The sequence below is a fragment of the Gammaproteobacteria bacterium genome (genome assembly GCA_033720895.1).
In the GTDB taxonomy this organism is placed as follows: domain Bacteria; phylum Pseudomonadota; class Gammaproteobacteria; order Natronospirales; family JAJUFS01; genus JAWWBS01.
This window is the reverse complement of record JAWWBS010000018.1, coordinates 1-19,969: the sequence shown is the minus strand read 5'-3', so window position 1 is coordinate 19,969 and position 19,969 is coordinate 1. Positions and strand designations below refer to the sequence as shown.

Genomic DNA, 19,969 nt, shown 5'->3' with positions numbered 1-19,969 from the left:
GCGCTGCTGGTTCAATGTCGGCCGGAACTGCCGAAGCCACCCTCGCCGCGTTCGCTCTGGTCGAAATCGGCAACCTGCTCGAACTTCGCCTGCACCACCGGCACGATGATCATCTGTGCAATGCGCTCGCCGGGCTCGACCGTGAAAGCCTTGTCACCACGGTTCCACAGCGAGACGAACAGCTGGCCCTGGTAATCGGCATCGATCAGTCCAGTGAGATTCCCCAGCACGATGCCATGCTTGTGACCGAGGCCCGAGCGCGGCAGCAACATCGCAGCCAGTCCGGGATCACCGATATGAATGGCTATACCGGTGGGTACCAGCTCGGTCTGCCCGGGTGCCAGCTCCAGCGCCTGGTCCAGGCAGGCCCGCAGGTCCATGCCCGCACTGCCATCCGTTGCGTATTCCGGCAAGGGAATGTCCTTGCCGATTTTCTCATCCAGCACTTTCAGCTTGATGGTGTGCATCGAGTTCCTCTTCCTGTTGTCAGGCCTTTGCCTTGTTTTTTCCTTGCGAATAGCGCGATTCGATCAGCGCCACGAGCTTGCGGCCCACCACGTCCTTGACGTCGGCCGGTATGTCGGTCGAGCCACCTTGCCAGAAAACCTGCAAGGCATTGGTCTCGGCATCGAAGCCTTTGCCCTCACCTACCCAGTTGGCCGCAACCATGTCGAGCTGCTTGTTCTTCAGCTTGGCGCGGGCATGCTTCTCGAGGTCATTGGTTTCGGCCGCAAAACCGACCGTGAAAATCGGCCGGCCGCTGGAAGCCACGGTGGCGAGAATGTCGCGGGTACGACCAAGCGACAGCTCCATCGAACCCGATTCCTTCTTGATCTTGGTGACCGCCGGCTTGTCGACGGAATAGTCCGCCACGGCCGCCGTGCCGACGAACAGGTCCATGCTTTCGATCCGATGCATGACCGCGTCATACATGTCGCCCGCGGTCTCGACGTACAGGACCTCGACACCTGCCGGCGCCGCCATCGCCACCGGACCCGAGATCAAGGTCACTTTCGCGCCCGCTGCAGCCAGCGCACGCGCCACGGCATAACCCATTTTTCCGGAACTGCGATTCGAGATGAAGCGCACCGGATCGATCGGTTCGCGGGTCGGGCCCGCGGTTACCACGGCATTCACACCTGCCAGCGCCTGTTCACCCGGGCGGGCCAGCACGGCCTCGGCAATCTCGATCGGCTCCAGCATTCGGCCTTCGCCGGACTCGCCCTCCGCCAGCGGGCCATCTGCCGGGCCCAGCAGGCGCACACCGCGTGCTTCCAGGGTCTTGCGGTTGGCCTGGGTCGCCGGATGCGCCCACATGCGGTGGTTCATCGCCGGTGCGACGGTCAGTGGCGCGTCGGTGGCCAGGCACAGGGTAGTCAACAGGTCATCCGCCTGCCCGTGGGCCAGCTTGGCCAGGCAATTCGCCGTCGCCGGCGCGATCAGCACCTGGTCCGCCCAATGCGCCAGCTCCAGGTGACCCATCGCCATCTCGGCCTCGGCATCCCAGAGGTCGTCCAGCACGGGTTGGTGGGAGACCGCCTGCAAGGCGGTCGGTGTGATGAAATGCTTCGCGCCTTCGGTCATGACCACGCGGACCTCGGCACCACGCTCGCGCAGGCGGCGCACCAGGTCGGCACTCTTGTAAGCGGCGATACCGCCGGTCACACCCAACAGGATTTTCTGGTCGGCCACGGGCTTCTCCGGAGTGGCGGTCGAGGTCGCCTACGATACCGTAAGCCCGCGAATCACTGAAGCAAGGCGAAGGCATGTCGATCAGGAACTGGCCCGAAAACGAACGGCCACGTGAAAAACTGCTGGCCCGGGGGGCCGCCTGGCTGTCCGACGCCGAGCTGCTGGCCATCTTCCTGCGCACGGGTCGAGCCGGCCGCAGCGCCGTCGACCTCGCCCGCGATCTGCTGGTCCATTTCAAGGGCCTGCGTGGCCTGCTGACCGCCAACCGGGAAGACTTCTGCGCTGTCGCCGGCCTCGGACCTGCCAAGTACGCCCAGCTGCAAGCGGTGCTGGAGATGGCCGGCCGCCACCTGGGCGAGGCCCTGCAGCAGCCCGATGCCTGCGTGGATTCCGCCTCGGTCGCCCGCTACTTGCAAGCCCGGCTGCGGGATCGCCCGCATGAAGTCTTTCTCTGCCTGCTGCTGGACAATCGCCACCGGCTGCTGGACAGCCTGGAGCTGTTCCGCGGCACCATCGACGGCGCCAGCGTCTACCCCCGCGAGGTGGTCAAGGAGGCGCTCGCCAGGGGCGCAGCGGCGGTGATTTTCGCCCACAATCACCCTTCGGGCGTGGCCGAGCCCAGCGCCGCCGATCGGCAGATTACGCGCCGTCTCAAGAACGCGCTGGCACTGGTCGATATCCGGACCCTCGACCACCTGGTGGTCGGCGACGGGGAAACGGTCAGTTTCGCGGAACGCGGCCTGCTCTGAGGCTAGCCCGGCCTGCCAGCTGCCCTGGCGCCCGAAAGCCCCGAAAACAGGCAAAAATCCTGCCCGGAACTTGCCTTGCGGCGGCCGGACTGGTATAAAGTGCGGCCTTTCTGCCCACCATCCCGGGCCCGGCACGTCCGAAACGGGATAATCGCGGCAGCTAGCAGGAATCAGGACCGAGGATAGAACGATGTCGAGAGTTTGCCAGGTAACCGGCAAGCGACCCGTTAGCGGAAACAACGTGTCGCACGCCAACAACAAGACGAAGCGCCGCTTCCTCCCGAACCTTCATTCGAAGCGTTTCTGGGTGGAATCAGAAGGCCGCTTCGTGAAGCTGCGCGTCTCCACCAAGGGACTGCGCATCATTGACAAGAAGGGTATCGACACGGTCCTCGCCGACCTGCGTGCCCGTGGCGAGAAGGTTTAAGGAGAACTAGCATGGCAACTGGCAAGCGCGAAAAGATCAAGCTGGTCTCCAGTGCCCAGACGGGACACTTCTACACGACCATGAAGAACAAGCAGAACACCCCGGAAAAGATTTCGATGAAGAAATACGATCCGGTTGTTCGCAAGCACGTCGAATACAAGGAAGCGAAGATCAAGTAAGCGATCTTCACCGTCCTGATGCTTCAAACGAACCCGCCACAAGGCGGGTTTGTTTTTGGGCAAGTTACCCGCCGCAAGGCTGGACCGACGGCACCGCTTCATTGCACTGCAACTGGACCCACCCGGAATGCCCCGCTAACCTCGGGTCTCCACGAAGGAGACCGTCATGCCGAGATTCATCCGTACCCTTTGCCTTTTTTCCGCGCTGGCCCTGGCAGGCTGCGCCAGCGGCCCGGACAAGCCCGACGATGGCCTGGTCCAGCTCTATAACAAGCGCGTGACGCCGGAACAGGCAGAAGGCTGGCGGGCGACGGCCCTGATGGGCGGACCGCTGCGCCTTGCTCAGGCCAGCTACGACGTTCGTCATTACGACCTGGACATCGCCTTCTACCCCGAGACGAAATCCATCGCTGGCAGCAACACCATATCGGTGCGCGTACTGGCCGACAGTGACTTGTTCGAAATCCCGCTGGATTCGCGACTCGAGGTCAGCAAGGTGACCGTCGACGGCAAGGCGCCGCAGGCAGTGGTGCACGAAGGCGGCCTGGTGAAAATCGGCCTGGCCGATAGCTGGAAGCAAGGCGAACGTCACAAGGTGACCATCAACTACGCTGGCGTGCCACACGAGGCGCTGGCCCCGCCCTGGTCCGACGGCATGGTCTGGAAGAGCGCCGAGGATGGCTCGCCCTGGGTCGGCACGACCTCGCAAGGCAGCGGTGGCGACCTCTGGTGGCCGGTCAAGGACCACCCCTCCGACGAGCCCGACGAGGGCATGCGCATCTCGCTGGATGTACCCGGGGGCCTGGTCGGCCTGGCCAATGGCAGGAAGCTGTCGGAAAAGCGGGTCGACGGGCGCGCGATCAGCGAATGGGAAGTCAGCTACCCGATCAACCAGTACGGCGTGGCCATCGCCATCGGTCCCTACGTCGCCATTCCGACCTCGTACACGCGAGCCAGCGGCAAGGTCGAGGAAATCATTTTCTGGGCCCTGCCCGAGCATGAAGAAGAAGCTCGCGAGATGTGGCTGGACCAGGGGCCGCGGATCCTGGCCGCGTTCGAGAAGCGCTTTGGCGAATACCCGTTCTGGAACGACAAGTACTGGGTGGTCGAGACACCGCATCTCGGCATGGAGCACCAGACCCTGGTGGCCTATGGCAGCAATTTCAAGCTCAACGACTTCGGTTTTGACTGGCTGCTGCTGCACGAAACGGCCCATGAATGGTGGGGCAACAAGGTCTCGGCGCGCGACTGGGCGGACTGGTGGCTGCACGAGGGTTTTGGTGCCTACTCTCATGCTGTGTTTGTCGATGCGGATTCCGGCAAGCAGCGCTATCTCGAGTACATGCAGAACAGCTGCAATGCCAAGGCATTCAACCGGTACCGCAACCCGATCATTTCCGGCACCGACGTCGTTGCCGAGGCCGGCTACGTGCCGGAGGTCTATGACAAGGCCAGTTGCGCCCTGCATTCGCTGCGCTGGCTGATGGAAGACGAGGATTTCTGGGCCGCGGTCTACCAGTTGCAGAACGACCCGCGCTTCGCCTACAAGACGGCAAACCTGGCCGATTTTCGCGGCCTGGTGAACGCCATCGATGGCGAGCCGCATGACTGGTTCTTCCAGAAGTATTTCTACACGGCCGAGATCCCTCGCTGGACCATGAGCCGTGCGCGCGCTGCCGATCACGAGACCGTCGTGCTGGAATGGGACGATCCCCTTTTCCAGCTGCCGATCCCGGTCGGCGTCAATGGCGAGGTTCAACGCGTGGCCATGCAGGGCGGCAAGGGCAGCCTGCGCGTGCCGCTGGATGCCGAAGTGACAATCGATCCGGACGGCTGGCTGCTGGCCCTGCCCGCGGACCCTCCGCCAGAGCAATGACCCAACAAAAAAGCCCCGGCAATGCCGGGGCTTTTTTTCAAGCTTCCGATTGTCAGGCGGGCTGCAGCTGGTAACCCTTCAGCCGCTCGGCAAACTGTTCCAGCGAACGGATGCCACTGTGTTCGGCTTCCTTCACCCAATCCTTGAATTGCTGCACCAGCTTGTCGTTGCTGGCCGTGGACGACTCCCACAAGCCCTGCAGTTTCAGGCGGAATTCGTGCACGCGCTTGAGGCGTTCGCTGCGCTCGAGATACGCCTGCAGCCGTTCCTTCCCGGCACTGTCCAGCAAGGAACCCTCGCGCACGAATACCTGCTTCAGGCGCGCATTGAATCGCTCGCCCATCGCCGCGCACTCTTCCTTCAGTTCCGGCAAGGTCACCGAGCGCGTGTACTCGCGCAATACATGCAGGCGCGCCAGGATGATTGCCTTGACGTTGTCGAGCTCGAGGCTGCCAGGCAACAACGCCTCGTTCGGTGTCGGCGCCACGCGGCGCACGGTCGCCAGGCCAACAGCCGACAGCGCCTTGATGTAGACCCAGCCGATGTCGAACTCGTACTTGCGCAGCGCGAATTTCGCCGAGCTCGGGAAGGCGTGGTGATTGTTGTGCAGCTCTTCACCGCCCATGAGCACGCCCCAGGGCATGACATTGGTCGCAGCGTCCTTGCACTCGAAGGTCCGGTAACCGGTGTGATGGCCCAGGCCGTTGATCACGCCAGCCGCCAGCACGGGGATGGTGATCATCTGCAGGGCCCACATGGTCAGGCCAAGCACGCCGAACATCACCAGGTTCACGACCAGCAGGATGGAGACACCCATGATCGGGAACTTCGAATAGAGATTGCGCTCGACCCAGTCGGTCGGCGTGCCGCGACCATAGGTCTCCAGGGTCTCCGGCTTGTCGGCCTCGACCGAGTAGAGCTCCGCGCCTTCGAGCAGCACGCGCTTGAGACCGAGCTTCACCGGGCTGTGCGGGTCCTCGTCGGTTTCGCACTTGGCGTGATGCTTGCGATGCACGGCCACCCATTCCTTGGTCTGCATGGCGGTGGTCATCCACAGCCAGAAGCGGAAGAAGTGTCGCACCACCGGGTGCAGGTCCAGGCCACGATGCGTGGCATCGCGATGCAGGTAGAGGGTCACGCCCATCACCGTGATGTGCATGGCCAGCAGGGTCACGACGACAAGGGCCCAGAAGGGAAGGTCTAGCGCACCACCCACCCAGGGTAGCGACAGGAGTTCATCACGCATTCGGTAAACCTGTAAGATTGCAGCCAGTATTCGGACAAGCATTATGGGCAAGGGTCCGGGTGCGGTCCACGGTTTCCCGGACAATAAGGGTCCGAACCAATCCTGTGTGACCGAACCCGACATGCTGCCATGCAGCAATCGCGACAAGGAGAGTGGCCATGACGGCCGAGACCGCCAGCAGCCAGAGTGAAGCGATCCGCCAGGGCGACCCGTTGATCGAAGCCCGTCAGCTGGGGCGCGATTATGCCGGAACGCCGGCGGTGAGCCAGCTGGATTTCCGCCTGGATGCGGGCGAGATCATGGGCTTTCTCGGCCCGAACGGGGCTGGCAAGTCGACCACCATGCGCATGCTGGCCGGTGTGCTCGCACCCAGCCATGGCAAGGTCAGCATTGCCGGCATCGACCTGCTGGAAGAACCGCTGCGCGCCAAGCGCATGCTCGGCTACCTGCCGGAAATCCCGCCGCTTTACCCCGAGCTGACCGTCGCCAGCTACCTGCGTTTCGCGGCCGAACTGCGCGATGTCGCGCGGCACGACCTCGACACGGCCGTGGACGATGCCCTCGACCGTTGCGGCCTCGGCGACATGCGGAGCCGCATCATCGGCAACCTGTCCAAGGGCTACCAGCAGCGGGTCGGCATTGCGCAGGCCATCGTGCACGACCCGGCCGTGGTCATCCTCGACGAGCCCACCGTCGGACTCGACCCTTTGCAGATCAATGGCATCCGCGAGCTGATCACCGCGCTCGGTCGCCAGCACACCGTGATCCTGTCCACCCACATCCTGCAGGAAGTCAAAGCCGTGTGTTCACGCGTGCTGCTGCTGCATCGCGGTCGGGTGCAACTGGACCGTTCGATGGACGAACTCGGCAGCGAAGGTGGCCAGCGCATCCGGCTGAAAGCCAGGCAGCTGCCTGACGACGATGCCATTCGGCAGCACCTCGGCAATGACATCGAACGCCTCGACGCCACGACCCTGCTGGTCGGCGGCTCGGACCCGGAGGCCCTGGCCGAGAAAGTCGTCGCCGCAGGCTGGGGCCTGCTCGAAGTGCAACAACAGACAGCCGACCTGGAGTCGCTGTTCCAGCGGCTGGTCGACACCGAGAGGGAGGACGACGCATGAAATCGCTGGTCATCGCCCGCCGCGAATGGGCCGGCCTGTTCCGTTCGCCACTGGCCTTTTCCGTGCTGGGCATGGTGCAGTTCCTGCTGGCCTGGCTGTTCCTGCTGCAGATCGACCAGTTCCTCGAAGTGGCGCCGAGGCTGGCGGCAATCGAGGGCGCACCCGGGGTGACCGACCTGGTGATTGCGCCCGTGCTGTCCACCGCTGCTGCGCTGCTCCTGGTGATCGTGCCCCTGTTGTCGATGCGCGCCTTCGCCGACGAGCAGCGTTCCGGCAGCCTGTTGCTGTTGCAGTCCTCGCCCGTCAGCAGCGCCGACATCGTGCTGGGCAAGTTCCTCGGCCTGCTTGGCGTGATGCTGCTGTCGATCGGCTTGCTGGCAATGATGCTGCTGTCGCTGCGCCTCGGCAGCGACATCGATATCGGTCGCACCCTGTCGGGCCTGGCCGGTCTCTTGCTGCTGACCGCGAGCTTCATTGCCGTGGGGCTGTTCTTTTCCAGCCTGACGCAACAACCCCTGCTGGCCGCCCTGGGCAGCTTCACGGTGCTGGTGCTGCTGTGGTTGCTGGAATCGGGCCTCGCAAGCGGTGAAGTACTGGGCATGTTCGTCGCGCAGCTTCGGCACCTGCGCGGCCTGGTCAGTGGCTACCTGTCCCTGGCAGCGACGGCGTATTTCCTGGTCTTCATTGCCGGCTTTCTCATCTTCACCACAAGGCGGCTGGAAGCCCGCCGCCTGACAGGTTGATGCCATGCTGATCGACAAGCACACCCGCCGAACACTGAAACTGCAGGGCCTGCTGGGCGGCATGCTGACGCTCGCCATCCTGTTGCTGGCCATCTGGTTGACCGGCAGCAGCCGCAGCGCCATCGATGTGACAGCGACGAAGCGCCATTCGCTGAGCGAAGCCAGCATCGAGCTGCTGAGCACGCTTGACGGCCCCCTCACCATCACGGCGTTCATGCGCGAACAGGCCACCCTGCGCCGCCACCTCGAGGAGCTGGTGGATCGCTACCGTGACGTGCATGCCGACATCACCCTGACTTTCGTCAACCCGGACACCGCCCCGGAACTGGCCCGCAAGGAAGGCATACGCAACGTGCCTGAACTGGTGCTGCGCCATGGCGATGACCGGGCGCAGGTACGCAGCCTGGCCGAGGCCGACATCAGCAATGCCATCGCCACCATGTCACGCCGCGGTGACCGCTGGGTGGCCTTCATGCAAGGCCATGGCGAGCGCAACTGGCAGGGGAACGGCGGCTTCGACATGGGCACATTCGTCGCGGCCCTCGGGAAGCAGGGCTTTCGCCTGCAAGGCATCAACCTGGCGGAGCAGTCGCTGCCACGCAACGTCGAGTTGCTGGTCGTCGCCAGCCCGGTGGACGACTGGTTGCCGATCGAAATCGAACGGACCCGCCGTTTTCTCGATGACGGCGGACAGCTGCTGTGGCTGACCGATCCGGGCGACGGACCGGAACTGGGGTACCTGCAAGCCATGCTGGGTGTTCGACTCCAGCCAGGCACGATTGTCGATGCCGAGGCACGCGTATTCGGCATCACCGACCCGACGATCGCCGTGATCACGCAGTACCCGCAGCTCGGGCCGACACGGGCTTTCGACAAGAACACGGCCTTCCTGCGCGCCACCGGTATCACCTCCCGGGAAGGCAGCAACTGGAAGCTGACACCCATCCTGCAAACCTCGCCGCAAAGCTGGCTGGAGCGTTCGCCAATCGGGGACAGTGTCAGCCTTGACGATACCGACCTGCCCGGCCCGATCACCTTCGGCGTGATGCTCGAACGGCCGGTACTGGCAGACGGTGGCAGGGAAGCGCGCGGCAGCCAGCGGGCCGTGGTCATTGGCGACGGCGACTTTCTCAGCAACCGCATGATCGGCAATGGCGGCAACCTGGCACTGGGTCTCAACCTGTTCAACTGGCTGACGGCCGAGGACCAGTTGCTGAACATCGATATCACGGCCAGGCCCGATCGCAATCTCGACCTTGGCCAGGCCAGCCTGCTCGCGATTGCCGTGCTGTTCCTGTTTGTCATTCCGCTGGCGTTGTTCGGCGCTGGCGTCTTTCGCTTCGTGCAGCGACGGCGCGGCTGATGAGCAGCATGCTGCAACGGCGCTGGTGGATGCTGCTGGCACTCGCGGCAGCCGTCGTGCTGCTCGGCTGGTTGAGCCAGCGCCCGGCCGATGCGCCGGCGGCGACCAAGCCATCGCCGCTGCCTGCCGACCTGGCGATCACGCAACTGGCGGTACGAATTGACAGCCAGGAGTGGCGACTCGAGCAACACGCGGACGCGTGGCGGCTGAGCGGCGACGGGGCCGTGCGTGCGGCCGATCCGGACAAGGTCATGCAACTGTTGAACATGTTGCGCGTGCCGGCCGAAGCCAGCTATGCACTTGATGCCGTCGACGAAAACCAGATCGGGCTGGCACCGCCGCGCGCGATCCTGACCGTCAACGGCGACATCACGCTGCGGCTCGGCGGCAACACCGCCATCGGCCAGTCGCGCTACCTGGCCAGCGACACTGCCCTGTTGCTGGTCTCGCCCTTGCTGGCCTACTACGTTGAACAGGAAGCCGGCTTCTACGCACTGGATGCAACGGACCGCTGAGCATGCCTGAACTGCCTGAAGTCGAAACCACGCGACGCGGCGTGTCGCCCCACATCAAGGGCGAGCTTGTCACCGGCGTGATCGTGCGCGAACGACGACTGCGCTGGCCAGTGCCGAAAGACCTTGCGAAAACGCTGCTGGAGCAGCCGTTGCTGGATGTCGAGCGGCGTGCCAAGTACCTGTTGTTCCGATTCCAGCGTGGCACCTTGTTGCTGCACCTCGGCATGTCGGGTCACCTGCGCGTCATTCCCGCGGACACCCCGGTCGAAAAGCACGACCACCTCGACATCGTGTTCGGCAACGGTCAGTGCCTGCGCTTCAACGACCCGCGCCGCTTCGGTTCCGTGCACTGGACCGCCAGGGAGCCGCTGGAGCACCCCCTGCTGGAAGCCCTGGGCCCGGAGCCGCTGGAAGATGCCTTCGATGGTGAATTGCTGTTCGCGCGCTCGCGCAAGCGCAAGCTGGCCGTGAAACTGTTCATCATGAACGCACACGTGGTCGTGGGGGTCGGCAACATCTACGCCAGCGAGGCCCTGTTCCTGGCCGGTATCCGGCCCGGGCGTGCGGCAGGCCGGGTCACGCGCAAGGAATACGCGCGACTGGCCGATGCGATAAAGAACGTATTGCAACGTGCCATCGCGGAAGGTGGCACGACGCTGCGCGACTTCACCCAGCCGGACGGCAATACCGGGTACTTTCGCATTCACTTGAATGTTTACGGTCGCGAGGGCGAACCCTGCCGGCAGTGCGCAACGCCGGTGAAACATCGCGTCATGGGCCAGCGCGCCACCTACTGGTGTCCGCAGTGCCAGCAGTGAACCGTCAGCGGATCAGAACTCGACGCGAACTTCGTTGCGCGGATCGGTCATAGGCTCGAGCATGCCGTCGGCATGCCGGATGACAATGTTCATGTTGCCCCAGCGGCGCGACCCTTCCTTGAGACCATGACCACGCTCGCGCAGCGCCTTGATCAGCTCGGGTGACAGGCTGCCCGGCTCGACATTGATCGCATCCGGCAGGTACTGGTGGTGATAGCGTGGCAAGGCGGTGATGTCGGCAGCGCTCCCGCCGGCGATGTACTCGAGAATGCCCAGCGTCACCATGCTGATGATGCGTGAACCGCCCGGCGTGCCGATCACCAGCACGCCCTTGCCCCCGCCGACCTTCGACTCGACAAAGGTCGGTGTCATCGACGACAGGGGCCGCTTGCCCGGTTGAACGGCATTGGCCTCGCCCTGCACCAGGCCGAAGCCGTTAGGCTCTCCCGGCTTGGCGGTGAAGTCGTCCATTTCATTGTTCAGCACGACGCCGGTACCGGCAGGCACGACGCCACCACCGAAACGGAAATTGACCGTCTGCGTACCGGCCACGCGATTGCCATCGAAATCGATAATGGAAAAGTGGGAGGTGTGGTCACCCTCGTCCTCGACCAGCACGGACGGCAGCCGTGCGGACGGTGTCGCCGCATCGAGGCGAATGCTGGCGCGCAGGCCGGCCGCGTACGCCGGGTGCATCAATCGCGCGGCGGGAATGGTCACGAAATCGGTATCGCCCAGGAATTCATTGCGATCACGATAGGCAATACGCCACGCCTCGGCGATGACATGCATCCGGGTCGCCGGATCCATGGCGTCGAGATCGAATCCAGCCAGGATGTTGAGCGTTTCGATCAAGGTGATGCCACCGGAGCTCGGTGGCGCAGCCGTGGTGATCTCGTAACCGCGATACTCGCCCTTGATGACCCCGCGCTCCTTCGCGCGGTAGGCCGACAGGTCATCCAGCCGCCAGATGCCGCCGCGCTCCCGGACTTCCGCCACCAGCCGGGCCGCCGTCTGCCCACGATAGAAATCTTCGCCACCATCAGCTGCCAGCTTTTTCATCACTGCCGCCAGCTCGGGCTGGCGCAACAACTCGCCGCGGCCATACGGCCGTTCGTCTGCCTTCAGGAAAGGACAGCCTGGCGCGCAATGCTGGCGCAGGAAGGCCTGCTTGTCGGCACTGATGGCCGCCAGTCGCCCGTCGACCCGGAACCCGTCCTCTGCCAGCCGAATGGCCGGTGCCAGCGCCTCGGCCAGGTCCAGCCGGCCGTAGTGTCGCGAAAGGTGGACCAGAGCTGCCGGCAATCCCGGGACACCCGCGGCCAGCGCGCCCTCGCGAACCTTGTCGGTATTCACCTCGCCCGCGGCATCGAGATACATGTCCGGGCCGGCGGCCGCCGGTGCGGTCTCGCGTCCGTCGATCATGGTCTCGAAACCATCGTCGGCGCGGTGCAGCAGGAACAGGCCGCCACCACCCAGGCCCGAGCTGAACGGCTCGACCACGCCAAGCGCCGCACTGACAGCGACGGCGGCATCAAAGGCATTGCCCCCCATGGCGAGCACTTCGATGCCGGCCGAAGTGGCCAGCGGGTGCGCCGAGGCAATGCCGCCGGGAGGCGCCGGCTCGCTCGCCCAGGCCAGGCCCGGGAAAAACACCAGCAACAGGCAGAGCGTGCGCTTCATGCGCCCTCCACGTCCTGGCCGATGCCGGCTTCCTGCAGCCGCTGGTATTTTGCCTCGAGGTCCTCGCGGCTTTCCTTGTGATCGGGATCCAGGGGAATGCAGTCGACCGGACAGACCGTCTGGCACTGCGGCTCGTCGAAATGGCCCACGCACTCCGTGCACAGGTTCGGATCGATTTCGTAGATTTCGACGCCCATGTAGATCGCCTCGTTCGGGCAGACCGGTTCGCAGACATCGCAATTGATGCATTCGTCGGTGATCTTCAAGGACATGCGTTGGCAACCTTTGACGTTGGAATGAAAGACCCGCGCGCGGACGGCGCAGGATTCAGCTGAAGCGCTGGCGTATCGCCTGCTCGACTTCAGGGTGTACGAGATCGGACACGTCGCCACCCAGCGAACCGACCTGGCGGACCAGGCTGGAAGAGATGAAGGTGACCTGCTCGCTGGGCGTCAGGAACAGGGTCTCGACATCCGGGCCAAGGTGGCGGTTCATCGCTGCCATCTGGAATTCGAACTCGAAGTCGGACACGGCCCTCAGGCCACGCAGCACCGCGTGGCAGTCCTGTTCGCGGGCAAATTCCACGGTCAGGCCCGAGAAACCGGTCACCTCGACATTGTCCAGGTGGCCCGTCACCCGCTTCGCCAGGTCGACGCGTTCCTCCAGCGTGAACGTCGGGGTCTTGCCGGTATCGGCCGCAACCGCCACGACCACACGGTCGAACAGCCGCGCGGCGCGCTCGATCAGGTCGCTGTGACCATTGGTGATCGGGTCGAATGTGCCGGGGTACAGGACATTGCGGGTGCTCATGGCGTTTCAGGTGTCCATGCTTCAGGAGCGCCCATGGTAAGCAATCGCCCCGCCAAGGCCAACTCGCCCAGGCCAACTCGCTCAGCCGCCTGGTGCTTGCTTCCAGGCGAGATGATAGGCCACGTCACCGGCCTGCTTGCTGCGAGCCAGCGTCCAGTCGGGGGGCAAGGCAGGCACGCTGTCCTGGCGCCGATGTTCGAGGTAGATGGCCGCGCCGGGCGCCAACCAGCCGTTTTCATCCAGCGCCGCGATGCTGCCAGCCAGCAGGTCGGCATCGTAGGGCGGGTCAAGGAACACGAGATCGAAGGGTTCGGTCGGCGGCGTTGCCAGCGCCGCGGTTGCCGAGCCGACGGCAGCCTCGGCCCGCGCACCCATCGCCAGCAGGCCCAGGTGCTCCCGGATGGCGGCAATCGCCGCCGGATTCAGGTCGATGAAACGGCAATGTGCCGCCCCGCGCGACAGCGCCTCCAGCCCCATGGCACCGCTACCGGCGAACAGGTCCAGGCAGCGCGCGCCGGCCAGGACCGGCGCCAGCCAGTTGAACACGGTCTCCCGCACTCGGTCCGGCGAAGGGCGTATCGCCCCATATGACGCGGCCTCCCGGCCCGGTGGCGGAAATGCCAGCCGACGGCCGCGATGCTCGCCGCCAATTATGCGAAATGTGTTTTGCTGCCTGCCCTTCACTTCTTCTATAGTTGGTGGTCCGCGCCGCTCGGGGCGCAGGGTACGGGGCCATGGTCCCGCACCGATGACAAGGAACTGATATACAAGGCAGGCATGGTACCGGATTGCCGCGCGGCATGTTTCTCCAGATGAGGAGCTTGCGGGCGCTTCGACTTCCGACATACCCTAGACCGGCCCATACCTAGGAGGATTTCCGATGATCAGGCGTTTGCTTTCAACTACCAGCCTGCTTTTTGCAGCCACCTTGCTGTCCGCTTGCGGCGGCGTCGATAGTGACGAATCCGTCCCGGTCGTGACCGAGCCTTCCGGCGGTGAATTCTATGCTGTCTACAAGCCGTCCTTTGCGCTCGCACCGTTCCCGAACGACATCTACTTCTCGGGAACCACTGATGGCACCCTGAACATCCCGGCCTCGGCCAACAACACTGCGCTGACGGCCCTCAACAGCCTCGACGGCTATTCCACAACGGCGTCGATCTACGTCGAGACCACTGACACCATTGCCTCGGCGTCGCTGGTCTACGGTGCAACGGTCTTCCTGGTGAATACCGACACCTTCGGTGTCGCGCCGGCGACTGTCGGTCGTGCGGACTATGCCAATGGCACGTCCGTCATCGAAATCGTCCCGAGCGTGCCACTGGACCCGGCCACCACCTATGCCGGCTTCGTGACCAACAACGTGCAGTCCACGACCGGTGATGCGCTGGGCACTGACGAAGTTTTCCAGGCCCTGCTGGACCTTTATGCCGATGGCATCGACCCGGCGACCACCAACGTCGGCGAACTGCAGGCCATCTACACTGCTGTCTACCCGCTGCTGCAGCTGGCTGACGGCGCCGGCATCGGTGCTGCCGATCTCGCCGTGGCCTGGTCGTTCAAGACCCAGAGCGTCAGTGACTCGCTGGACGTGATCGAAGCAACGGCCGTGGCACAGGACACGGGCTTCCTGCCGATCCCGGCCAACGGCGTTGACTACAGTGGCGGCATTTACACCACCGCCGACGCCAACCCGGCACTGCAGGGCAAGGCAGACGTGTATGTCGGCGTCATGGAAGTCCCGTATTACCACGATCCCAGCAATCCGCTGTCCAGCTACTGGACGCCGGCCAGCGCACCCTGCCAGGCCGTCGTTGATGCCGTTTCCGCACTGAGCGAGCAGCCGGAATCCACCACGAGCGCCTGCCCGACCCCGGCAGTGAACACCGTGCTCCGCATTCCGGTCCTGCTGACGGTTCCGAATGCAACGGCCGCACTGGGCGCCACCATCAATGGCGTCACGATCTACCAGCATGGCATCACGCGTAACCGCTCCGACATGCTGGCTGTGGCCGACGCACTGGCCGACGCCGGCCAGGCCGTGGTTGCGATCGACCTGCCGCTGCACGGCATCACCGACACCAGCAGCAGCCTGTATGCCTCGGACGCCAACCCGCTCTACCAGAACGCTGCTGTCAGCGGCGGCGACGCGACCCTCGTCGACGGCATTACCGAGCTGACCTTCAACCTCGACGAGGATGGCGAAGCCGGCATCGACGACTCGGGCTCGTACTTCATCAACCTGGAAAGCCTGCTGACCTCGCGTGACAACCTGCGCCAGGCAGCGGCCAACCTGATTCACCTGACGAAGACGATTCCGACCATTGACTACAATGCCGCGCTTGATGGCGGCGCCTCGGGGGCCGATTTCGGCGGCAAGCCGATCAGCTTTGTCGGCCAGTCGCTGGGTTCGATCACCGGCACCAACTTCCTTGGCGTCAACACCGACGTGGGCGCAGCCGTACTGTCGGTGCCTGGCGGCAAGATCACCGAACTGCTGGCCGAATCGCCGACGTTCGCACCGGTGATCAATGCCGGCCTGGCCGAGAACGGCGTGATTGCCGGAACTCGTGGCTACGAGGAATTCCTGCGCAATGCGCAGACCGTCATCGATGCCGGCGACCCGGTCAACTACGGTGCAGCCGCAGCAGCCAACCACAACATCCTGGTGCACGAAGTCATCGGCGGTGGTGGCAGCCTGCCCGACCAGGTCATTCCGAACTCGGCTACCGACAGCCTGATCGCGGCAATGGGCCTGTCGCAGGTGTCCACGACCACCATTGACAACACCAACGGTGTCAGCGGACTGGTGAAGTTCACCGCCGGTGGCCATGGCTCGCTGCTTGATCCGACGGACAGCACCGCCGCCACGGTCGAAATGCAGACCGAGATGGCCGTGTTCATCGGGGGTTACCCGGCGCCGGCGATCCTGCCTGGCGGTCACGGCATCCTGATCGTCGACAGCTCGGTCATCGATCCCTGAGTTGAGGGGCATTGCTTGACCAGGAGGCGGCTTCGGCCGCCTCTTTTTTTGCCTCCGGCTTCACCATCGGCCGACAGCACACATGCTAGGATACGGCCCTTTACAGGCAGCAGATCGATTTCCTCATCCCATGACGGCAAAGCAGAAAAAAGGCCTTTTCGGGCGCCTTCGCGAGCGGCTGAACAGCGGCAATTCCTTCCTCACGCGTGATCTCGGCGAACTCGTAAGCGGCGTGCGTATCGATGACGATACGCTGGAAGAGCTCGAAACACGCCTGTTGAGCGCGGATGTCGGCATGGATGCCACGCTGAAAATCATCGACGCCCTGGAAGCACGCATCAAGCGCAAGGATGTCGACGACCTCGAATCGCTGTATGCCGCCCTGCACGAACTGCTGCTCGGCATCCTGGCGCCGGTCGAGCAGCCGCTGGTGTTCGACAATGGCGACGGCCCCTATGTATTGCTGGTCACCGGCGTCAATGGCGCCGGCAAGACCACGACCATCGGCAAGCTCGCCGCCCGGCTGAAAGGTGACGGCAAGCGCGTCATGCTGGCGGCCGCAGACACCTTCCGTGCGGCAGCGATCGAACAGTTGCAGGCCTGGGGCGAACGCCATGACGTGCCTGTCGTGGCGCAGCAGCACGGCGCCGACCCGGCGGCCGTCGCGCACGATGCCGTCCAGGCGGCCAGCTCGCGCGACATCGACGTGTTGATCATCGACACCGCGGGGCGCTTGCAGACCCAGGGTGGCCTGATGGACGAACTGGCAAAGGTCAGGCGCGTGATCGCGAAGCAATTGCCCGGCGCGCCACACGAAACCCTGCTGGTCATCGATGGCACGACCGGGCAGAACGCCATCAACCAGGTTCGGGAATTCGACGCGGCGGTGGCACTCAGTGGCCTGGTCGTGACCAAGCTCGACGGCACGGCCAAAGGCGGCATCGTATTTGCGCTTGCCGAGCAGTTCGGGCTTCCGCTACGGTACATTGGCATCGGCGAAGCGGCGGAGGACCTGCAGGTCTTCGCCGCTGAAGACTACGTCAGCGCCCTGCTTCACAGGGACCCCTCCAGCGAGGAGCAAGCGGCCAGCCCATGATCAAGTTCGACCGCGTCAGCAAGTCCTATCCCGGCGGCAACCAGGCGCTGAATGATCTCAGTTTCGAGGTCGACAAGGGCGAGATGGTGTTCCTGACCGGCCACTCGGGCGCCGGCAAGTCGACGCTGCTGAAACTGATCGCGCTGATCGAGCGCCCGACGCGTGGCAACGTACTGATCAACAACCAGAATCTTGGTCGCGTCGGCCGTTTCCGCGTGCCTTACTTCCGCCGCCAGGTCGGTGTCATATTCCAGGATCACAAGTTGCTGAACGATCGCACGGTGTTCGACAACGTCGCGCTGCCGATGATCATTGCCGGCCACGGACCGCGTGACGTGGGTCGTCGCGTGCGGGCTGCGCTGGATGCGGTCGGCTTGCTGGGCAAGGAGAGGGCCATGCCGATCACCCTGTCCGGTGGCGAACAGCAGCGTGTCGGCATTGCCCGTGCCATCGTCAATCGCCCGCCCCTGGTCATTGCCGACGAACCGACCGGCAACCTGGACCCGGCGCTGTCGGTGGAAATCATGGCCTTGTTCCAGCGCTTCAACCAGGTCGGCGTGACCGTGCTGGTTGCGAGCCACGATCACGACCTGATTGCCCGCATGAACCACCGCGTCATCAGCCTGAAGCAGGGACGCCTGGCCAGCCCCGAAGTGACGGGAGCGGGTCGATGAGCTGGTTGGGTAACTGGCTGGCTCGCCACGCCCAGGTCAGTCTCAGCATGCTCGGTCGCCTGTACCGCCAGCCGCTGTCCTCTTTCATGACGATCGCGGTCATCGGCATTGCGCTGGCCCTGCCGGCCGGCCTCGGCGTCCTGATCGACAACACCCGGGAACTGTCCGGCTCCTGGGAAGGCACGGCGCGAATTTCCGTATTCCTGCAGCAGGAAACCAGCGACAACCAGCGTGACGCGCTGGCCGACCTGCTGCGCCAGCGTGACGATATCGCGGCAGTGACGGTCATTCCGGCCGAGCAGGCGCTGCAGGAGTTCAAGGAACTGTCGGGCTTCGGCGGCGCCATCGACGCGCTGCAGGAGAATCCGTTGCCGGCGGTGCTGGTGGTATCGCCATCGGAAACAGCGCTTGCCGATGGCGTTGACGCGCTGCTCGTGGAACTCGAGGCGTTCCCGGAAACCGACCTGGTGCAACTCGACACCGAGTGGCTGCGTCGACTGAATGCCATCCTGGACATCGTCAACCGCGGCATCCTGATCATCGCCGCGATGTTCGCCTTGGCGGTGATCATCATTGTCGGCAATACCATTCGCCTCGACATCCAGAACCGCCGCGACGAGATCGTCATCACCAAGCTGATCGGCGGCACCAACGCCTTCATTCGCCGGCCCTTCCTTTACAGCGGCCTCTGGTACGGGCTCTTCGGTGCATTGATGGCACTGGCCTTGATCGGCATCGCGCTACTGCTGATGGAAGCGCCCGTGGCCCGCCTGGCAGGCCTCTACGGCAGCGGCTTCACCCTGCAGGGGCTGGGCTGGAACGGCAGCCTGGATGTCGTGCTGGCCGGCAGCCTGCTCGGCTGGCTGGGCTCGGCGCTGGCGGTCACCCGACACCTGGGCGACATCGAGCCACGCTGAATCTCCACAATTTTCATAGTAGAAATTCCTTTTTTATCAGTGCCTTAGAGAGAGCTCCGGCAGGCTCCAGGGCTTTACTGCAAAGGAACTTTTCAGTAAATTAGCAGTCATAGCATTCGACTGCTAAATAAACAGTTTTGCCGTATCCATCCCGAGGGGAGAACGCCGACATGGCCAGCAACATCGCCACCTACAACCCGCTGAGTGACGCACGTCGCGCCCAGGAAATTGCCCTTGCCGGTCCGGTGGGCAACCTGGACGGCTACCTGCGTGCGGTGGGCAGCGTGCCGATGCTCGCTGCCGAGGAAGAGCAGGAACTGGCCGTGCGCCTGCGCGACGAGGGCGACCTCGATGCCGCTCGCCAGCTGATCCTGTCGCACCTGCGCTTTGTCGTGCATGTCGCCAAGGGTTACCAGGGTTACGGCCTGCCGATGGCCGACCTCGTGCAGGAAGGCAACGTCGGCCTGATGAAGGCCGTGCGTCGCTTCGATCCGGAAGTCGGTGTGCGGCTGGTGTCCTTTGCCGTGCACTGGATCAAGGCCGAGATTCACGAATTCATCCTGCGCAACTGGCGCATCGTCAAGGTCGCCACGACCAAGGCCCAGCGCAAGCTGTTCTTCAACCTGCGCAAGAACAAGAAGCGTCTTGGCTGGTTCTCGAAGGAAGAAGTCGAAGCAGTGGCCGATGATCTCGGCGTCACGCCGAAAGACGTGCTGGAAATGGAGTCGCGACTGTCCGGCCAGGACATGGCCTTCGACGGCCCGCAGGATGACAGCGATGAAGACCGTGTCTTCGCCCCGGCCGGTTACCTCGAAGCCACTGCAGACGGCCCTGCCGAGCAGGTCGAGGCCGAAGACTGGGAAGCCGCCAGCGAAGCTCGTCTGCACGCCGCCATGGCGACGCTGGACGAGCGCACCCGCGACATCGTCATGCGCCGCTGGCTGCAGGAACCGAAAGCCACGCTGCAGGAACTGGCCGACGAGTACGGTGTCTCCGCCGAGCGCATTCGCCAGCTGGAGAACAACGCGATGAAGAAGCTCAAGGGCATCATCGCAGCCTGACCTGGAAAACTGCTTC

21 protein-coding genes are annotated in these 19,969 nt (G+C 64.1%); 14 read left to right on the top strand and 7 right to left on the bottom strand.

Going from position 1 to position 19,969, the window contains the following annotated elements:
• Nucleotides 1-11 precede the first annotated feature (11 nt).
• Nucleotides 12-467 carry a dUTP diphosphatase gene (gene dut, locus R3217_04525; protein MDX1454704.1) on the bottom strand — a complete coding sequence of 152 codons (456 nt, stop codon included), beginning with the start codon at nt 465-467 and terminating at the stop codon, nt 12-14.
• A gap of 19 nt (nt 468-486) precedes the next feature.
• Nucleotides 487-1,692 (bottom strand): bifunctional phosphopantothenoylcysteine decarboxylase/phosphopantothenate--cysteine ligase CoaBC, encoded by a 1,206-nt coding sequence (gene coaBC, locus R3217_04520; GenBank protein MDX1454703.1) that lies wholly within the window; start codon nt 1,690-1,692, stop codon nt 487-489.
• Nucleotides 1,693-1,766: 74 nt separating this feature from the next.
• On the opposite strand from coaBC, the gene radC reads away from it, so the two are divergent.
• The 4 genes from radC to R3217_04500 all read left to right on the top strand — a co-directional run bounded on the left by radC (nt 1,767) and on the right by R3217_04500 (nt 4,923).
• Nucleotides 1,767-2,441 (top strand): DNA repair protein RadC, encoded by a 675-nt coding sequence (gene radC, locus R3217_04515; GenBank protein ID MDX1454702.1) that lies wholly within the window; start codon nt 1,767-1,769, stop codon nt 2,439-2,441.
• A 190-nt stretch (nt 2,442-2,631) separates the two neighbouring features.
• A complete protein-coding gene (rpmB, locus tag R3217_04510) occupies nt 2,632-2,868 on the top strand; it encodes a 50S ribosomal protein L28 (protein ID MDX1454701.1) in 237 nt (78 codons plus the stop codon).
• An 11-nt stretch (nt 2,869-2,879) separates the two neighbouring features.
• On the top strand, nt 2,880-3,047 hold the full coding sequence (gene rpmG, locus R3217_04505) for a 50S ribosomal protein L33 (GenBank protein MDX1454700.1): 168 nt from the start codon (nt 2,880-2,882) through the stop codon (nt 3,045-3,047).
• Between the two features lie 166 nt (nt 3,048-3,213).
• On the top strand, nt 3,214-4,923 hold the full coding sequence (locus tag R3217_04500) for a M1 family metallopeptidase (GenBank protein MDX1454699.1): 1,710 nt from the start codon (nt 3,214-3,216) through the stop codon (nt 4,921-4,923).
• 52 nt (nt 4,924-4,975) lie between these two features.
• On the opposite strand, the gene R3217_04495 is transcribed toward R3217_04500, so the two are convergent.
• Complete coding sequence (locus R3217_04495) at nt 4,976-6,169, bottom strand: fatty acid desaturase (protein MDX1454698.1); 1,194 nt, start codon at nt 6,167-6,169, stop codon at nt 4,976-4,978.
• A gap of 158 nt (nt 6,170-6,327) precedes the next feature.
• On the opposite strand from R3217_04495, the gene R3217_04490 reads away from it, so the two are divergent.
• Genes R3217_04490 through mutM form a run of 5 tightly spaced genes read left to right on the top strand, consistent with a single transcriptional unit; the run spans nt 6,328 to nt 10,729 of the window.
• Entirely contained in the window at nt 6,328-7,290 is a 963-nt protein-coding gene (locus R3217_04490; GenBank protein MDX1454697.1) for an ABC transporter ATP-binding protein, read from the top strand.
• Entirely contained in the window at nt 7,287-8,033 is a 747-nt protein-coding gene (locus tag R3217_04485) for an ABC transporter permease subunit (GenBank protein MDX1454696.1), read from the top strand. Before R3217_04490 ends, R3217_04485 begins: the two co-directional genes overlap by 4 nt.
• A 4-nt stretch (nt 8,034-8,037) precedes the next feature.
• Nucleotides 8,038-9,396 carry a GldG family protein gene (locus tag R3217_04480; GenBank protein MDX1454695.1) on the top strand — a complete coding sequence of 453 codons (1,359 nt, stop codon included), beginning with the start codon at nt 8,038-8,040 and terminating at the stop codon, nt 9,394-9,396.
• Nucleotides 9,396-9,911 (top strand): hypothetical protein, encoded by a 516-nt coding sequence (locus tag R3217_04475; GenBank protein MDX1454694.1) that lies wholly within the window; start codon nt 9,396-9,398, stop codon nt 9,909-9,911. The genes R3217_04480 and R3217_04475 overlap by 1 nt, the downstream gene beginning before the upstream one ends.
• 2 nt (nt 9,912-9,913) lie before the next feature.
• Nucleotides 9,914-10,729, top strand: coding sequence for a bifunctional DNA-formamidopyrimidine glycosylase/DNA-(apurinic or apyrimidinic site) lyase (gene mutM / locus R3217_04470; GenBank protein ID MDX1454693.1), 816 nt, complete (start codon nt 9,914-9,916; stop codon nt 10,727-10,729).
• A gap of 12 nt (nt 10,730-10,741) precedes the next feature.
• On the opposite strand, the gene ggt is transcribed toward mutM, so the two are convergent.
• From ggt to rsmD, 4 genes are all read right to left on the bottom strand, one after another.
• Nucleotides 10,742-12,412 (bottom strand): gamma-glutamyltransferase, encoded by a 1,671-nt coding sequence (gene ggt / locus R3217_04465; protein MDX1454692.1) that lies wholly within the window; start codon nt 12,410-12,412, stop codon nt 10,742-10,744.
• Complete coding sequence (locus tag R3217_04460) at nt 12,409-12,684, bottom strand: YfhL family 4Fe-4S dicluster ferredoxin (protein ID MDX1454691.1); 276 nt, start codon at nt 12,682-12,684, stop codon at nt 12,409-12,411. Before R3217_04460 ends, ggt begins: the two co-directional genes overlap by 4 nt.
• Before the next feature lie 55 nt (nt 12,685-12,739).
• Entirely contained in the window at nt 12,740-13,222 is a 483-nt protein-coding gene (gene coaD / locus R3217_04455; protein MDX1454690.1) for a pantetheine-phosphate adenylyltransferase, read from the bottom strand.
• A gap of 81 nt (nt 13,223-13,303) precedes the next feature.
• Nucleotides 13,304-14,068: a 16S rRNA (guanine(966)-N(2))-methyltransferase RsmD gene (rsmD, locus tag R3217_04450; protein MDX1454689.1), complete on the bottom strand. Its 765-nt coding sequence runs from the start codon at nt 14,066-14,068 to the stop codon at nt 13,304-13,306.
• Nucleotides 14,069-14,102: 34 nt separating this feature from the next.
• Between rsmD and R3217_04445 the strand changes: the two genes are divergently transcribed.
• The 5 genes from R3217_04445 to rpoH all read left to right on the top strand — a co-directional run bounded on the left by R3217_04445 (nt 14,103) and on the right by rpoH (nt 19,953).
• Nucleotides 14,103-16,205: a hypothetical protein gene (locus R3217_04445; protein ID MDX1454688.1), complete on the top strand. Its 2,103-nt coding sequence runs from the start codon at nt 14,103-14,105 to the stop codon at nt 16,203-16,205.
• A gap of 130 nt (nt 16,206-16,335) precedes the next feature.
• Entirely contained in the window at nt 16,336-17,301 is a 966-nt protein-coding gene (gene ftsY / locus R3217_04440) for a signal recognition particle-docking protein FtsY (protein MDX1454687.1), read from the top strand.
• The gene (ftsE, locus tag R3217_04435; GenBank protein MDX1454686.1) at nt 17,298-17,975 is read left to right on the top strand and encodes a cell division ATP-binding protein FtsE; all 678 of its coding nucleotides are present in this window, start codon (nt 17,298-17,300) and stop codon (nt 17,973-17,975) included. Before ftsY ends, ftsE begins: the two co-directional genes overlap by 4 nt.
• On the top strand, nt 17,972-18,892 hold the full coding sequence (gene ftsX, locus R3217_04430) for a permease-like cell division protein FtsX (protein ID MDX1454685.1): 921 nt from the start codon (nt 17,972-17,974) through the stop codon (nt 18,890-18,892). Before ftsE ends, ftsX begins: the two co-directional genes overlap by 4 nt.
• 170 nt (nt 18,893-19,062) lie before the next feature.
• Nucleotides 19,063-19,953 carry an RNA polymerase sigma factor RpoH gene (gene rpoH / locus R3217_04425; protein MDX1454684.1) on the top strand — a complete coding sequence of 297 codons (891 nt, stop codon included), beginning with the start codon at nt 19,063-19,065 and terminating at the stop codon, nt 19,951-19,953.
• Nucleotides 19,954-19,969: the final 16 nt, after the last annotated feature.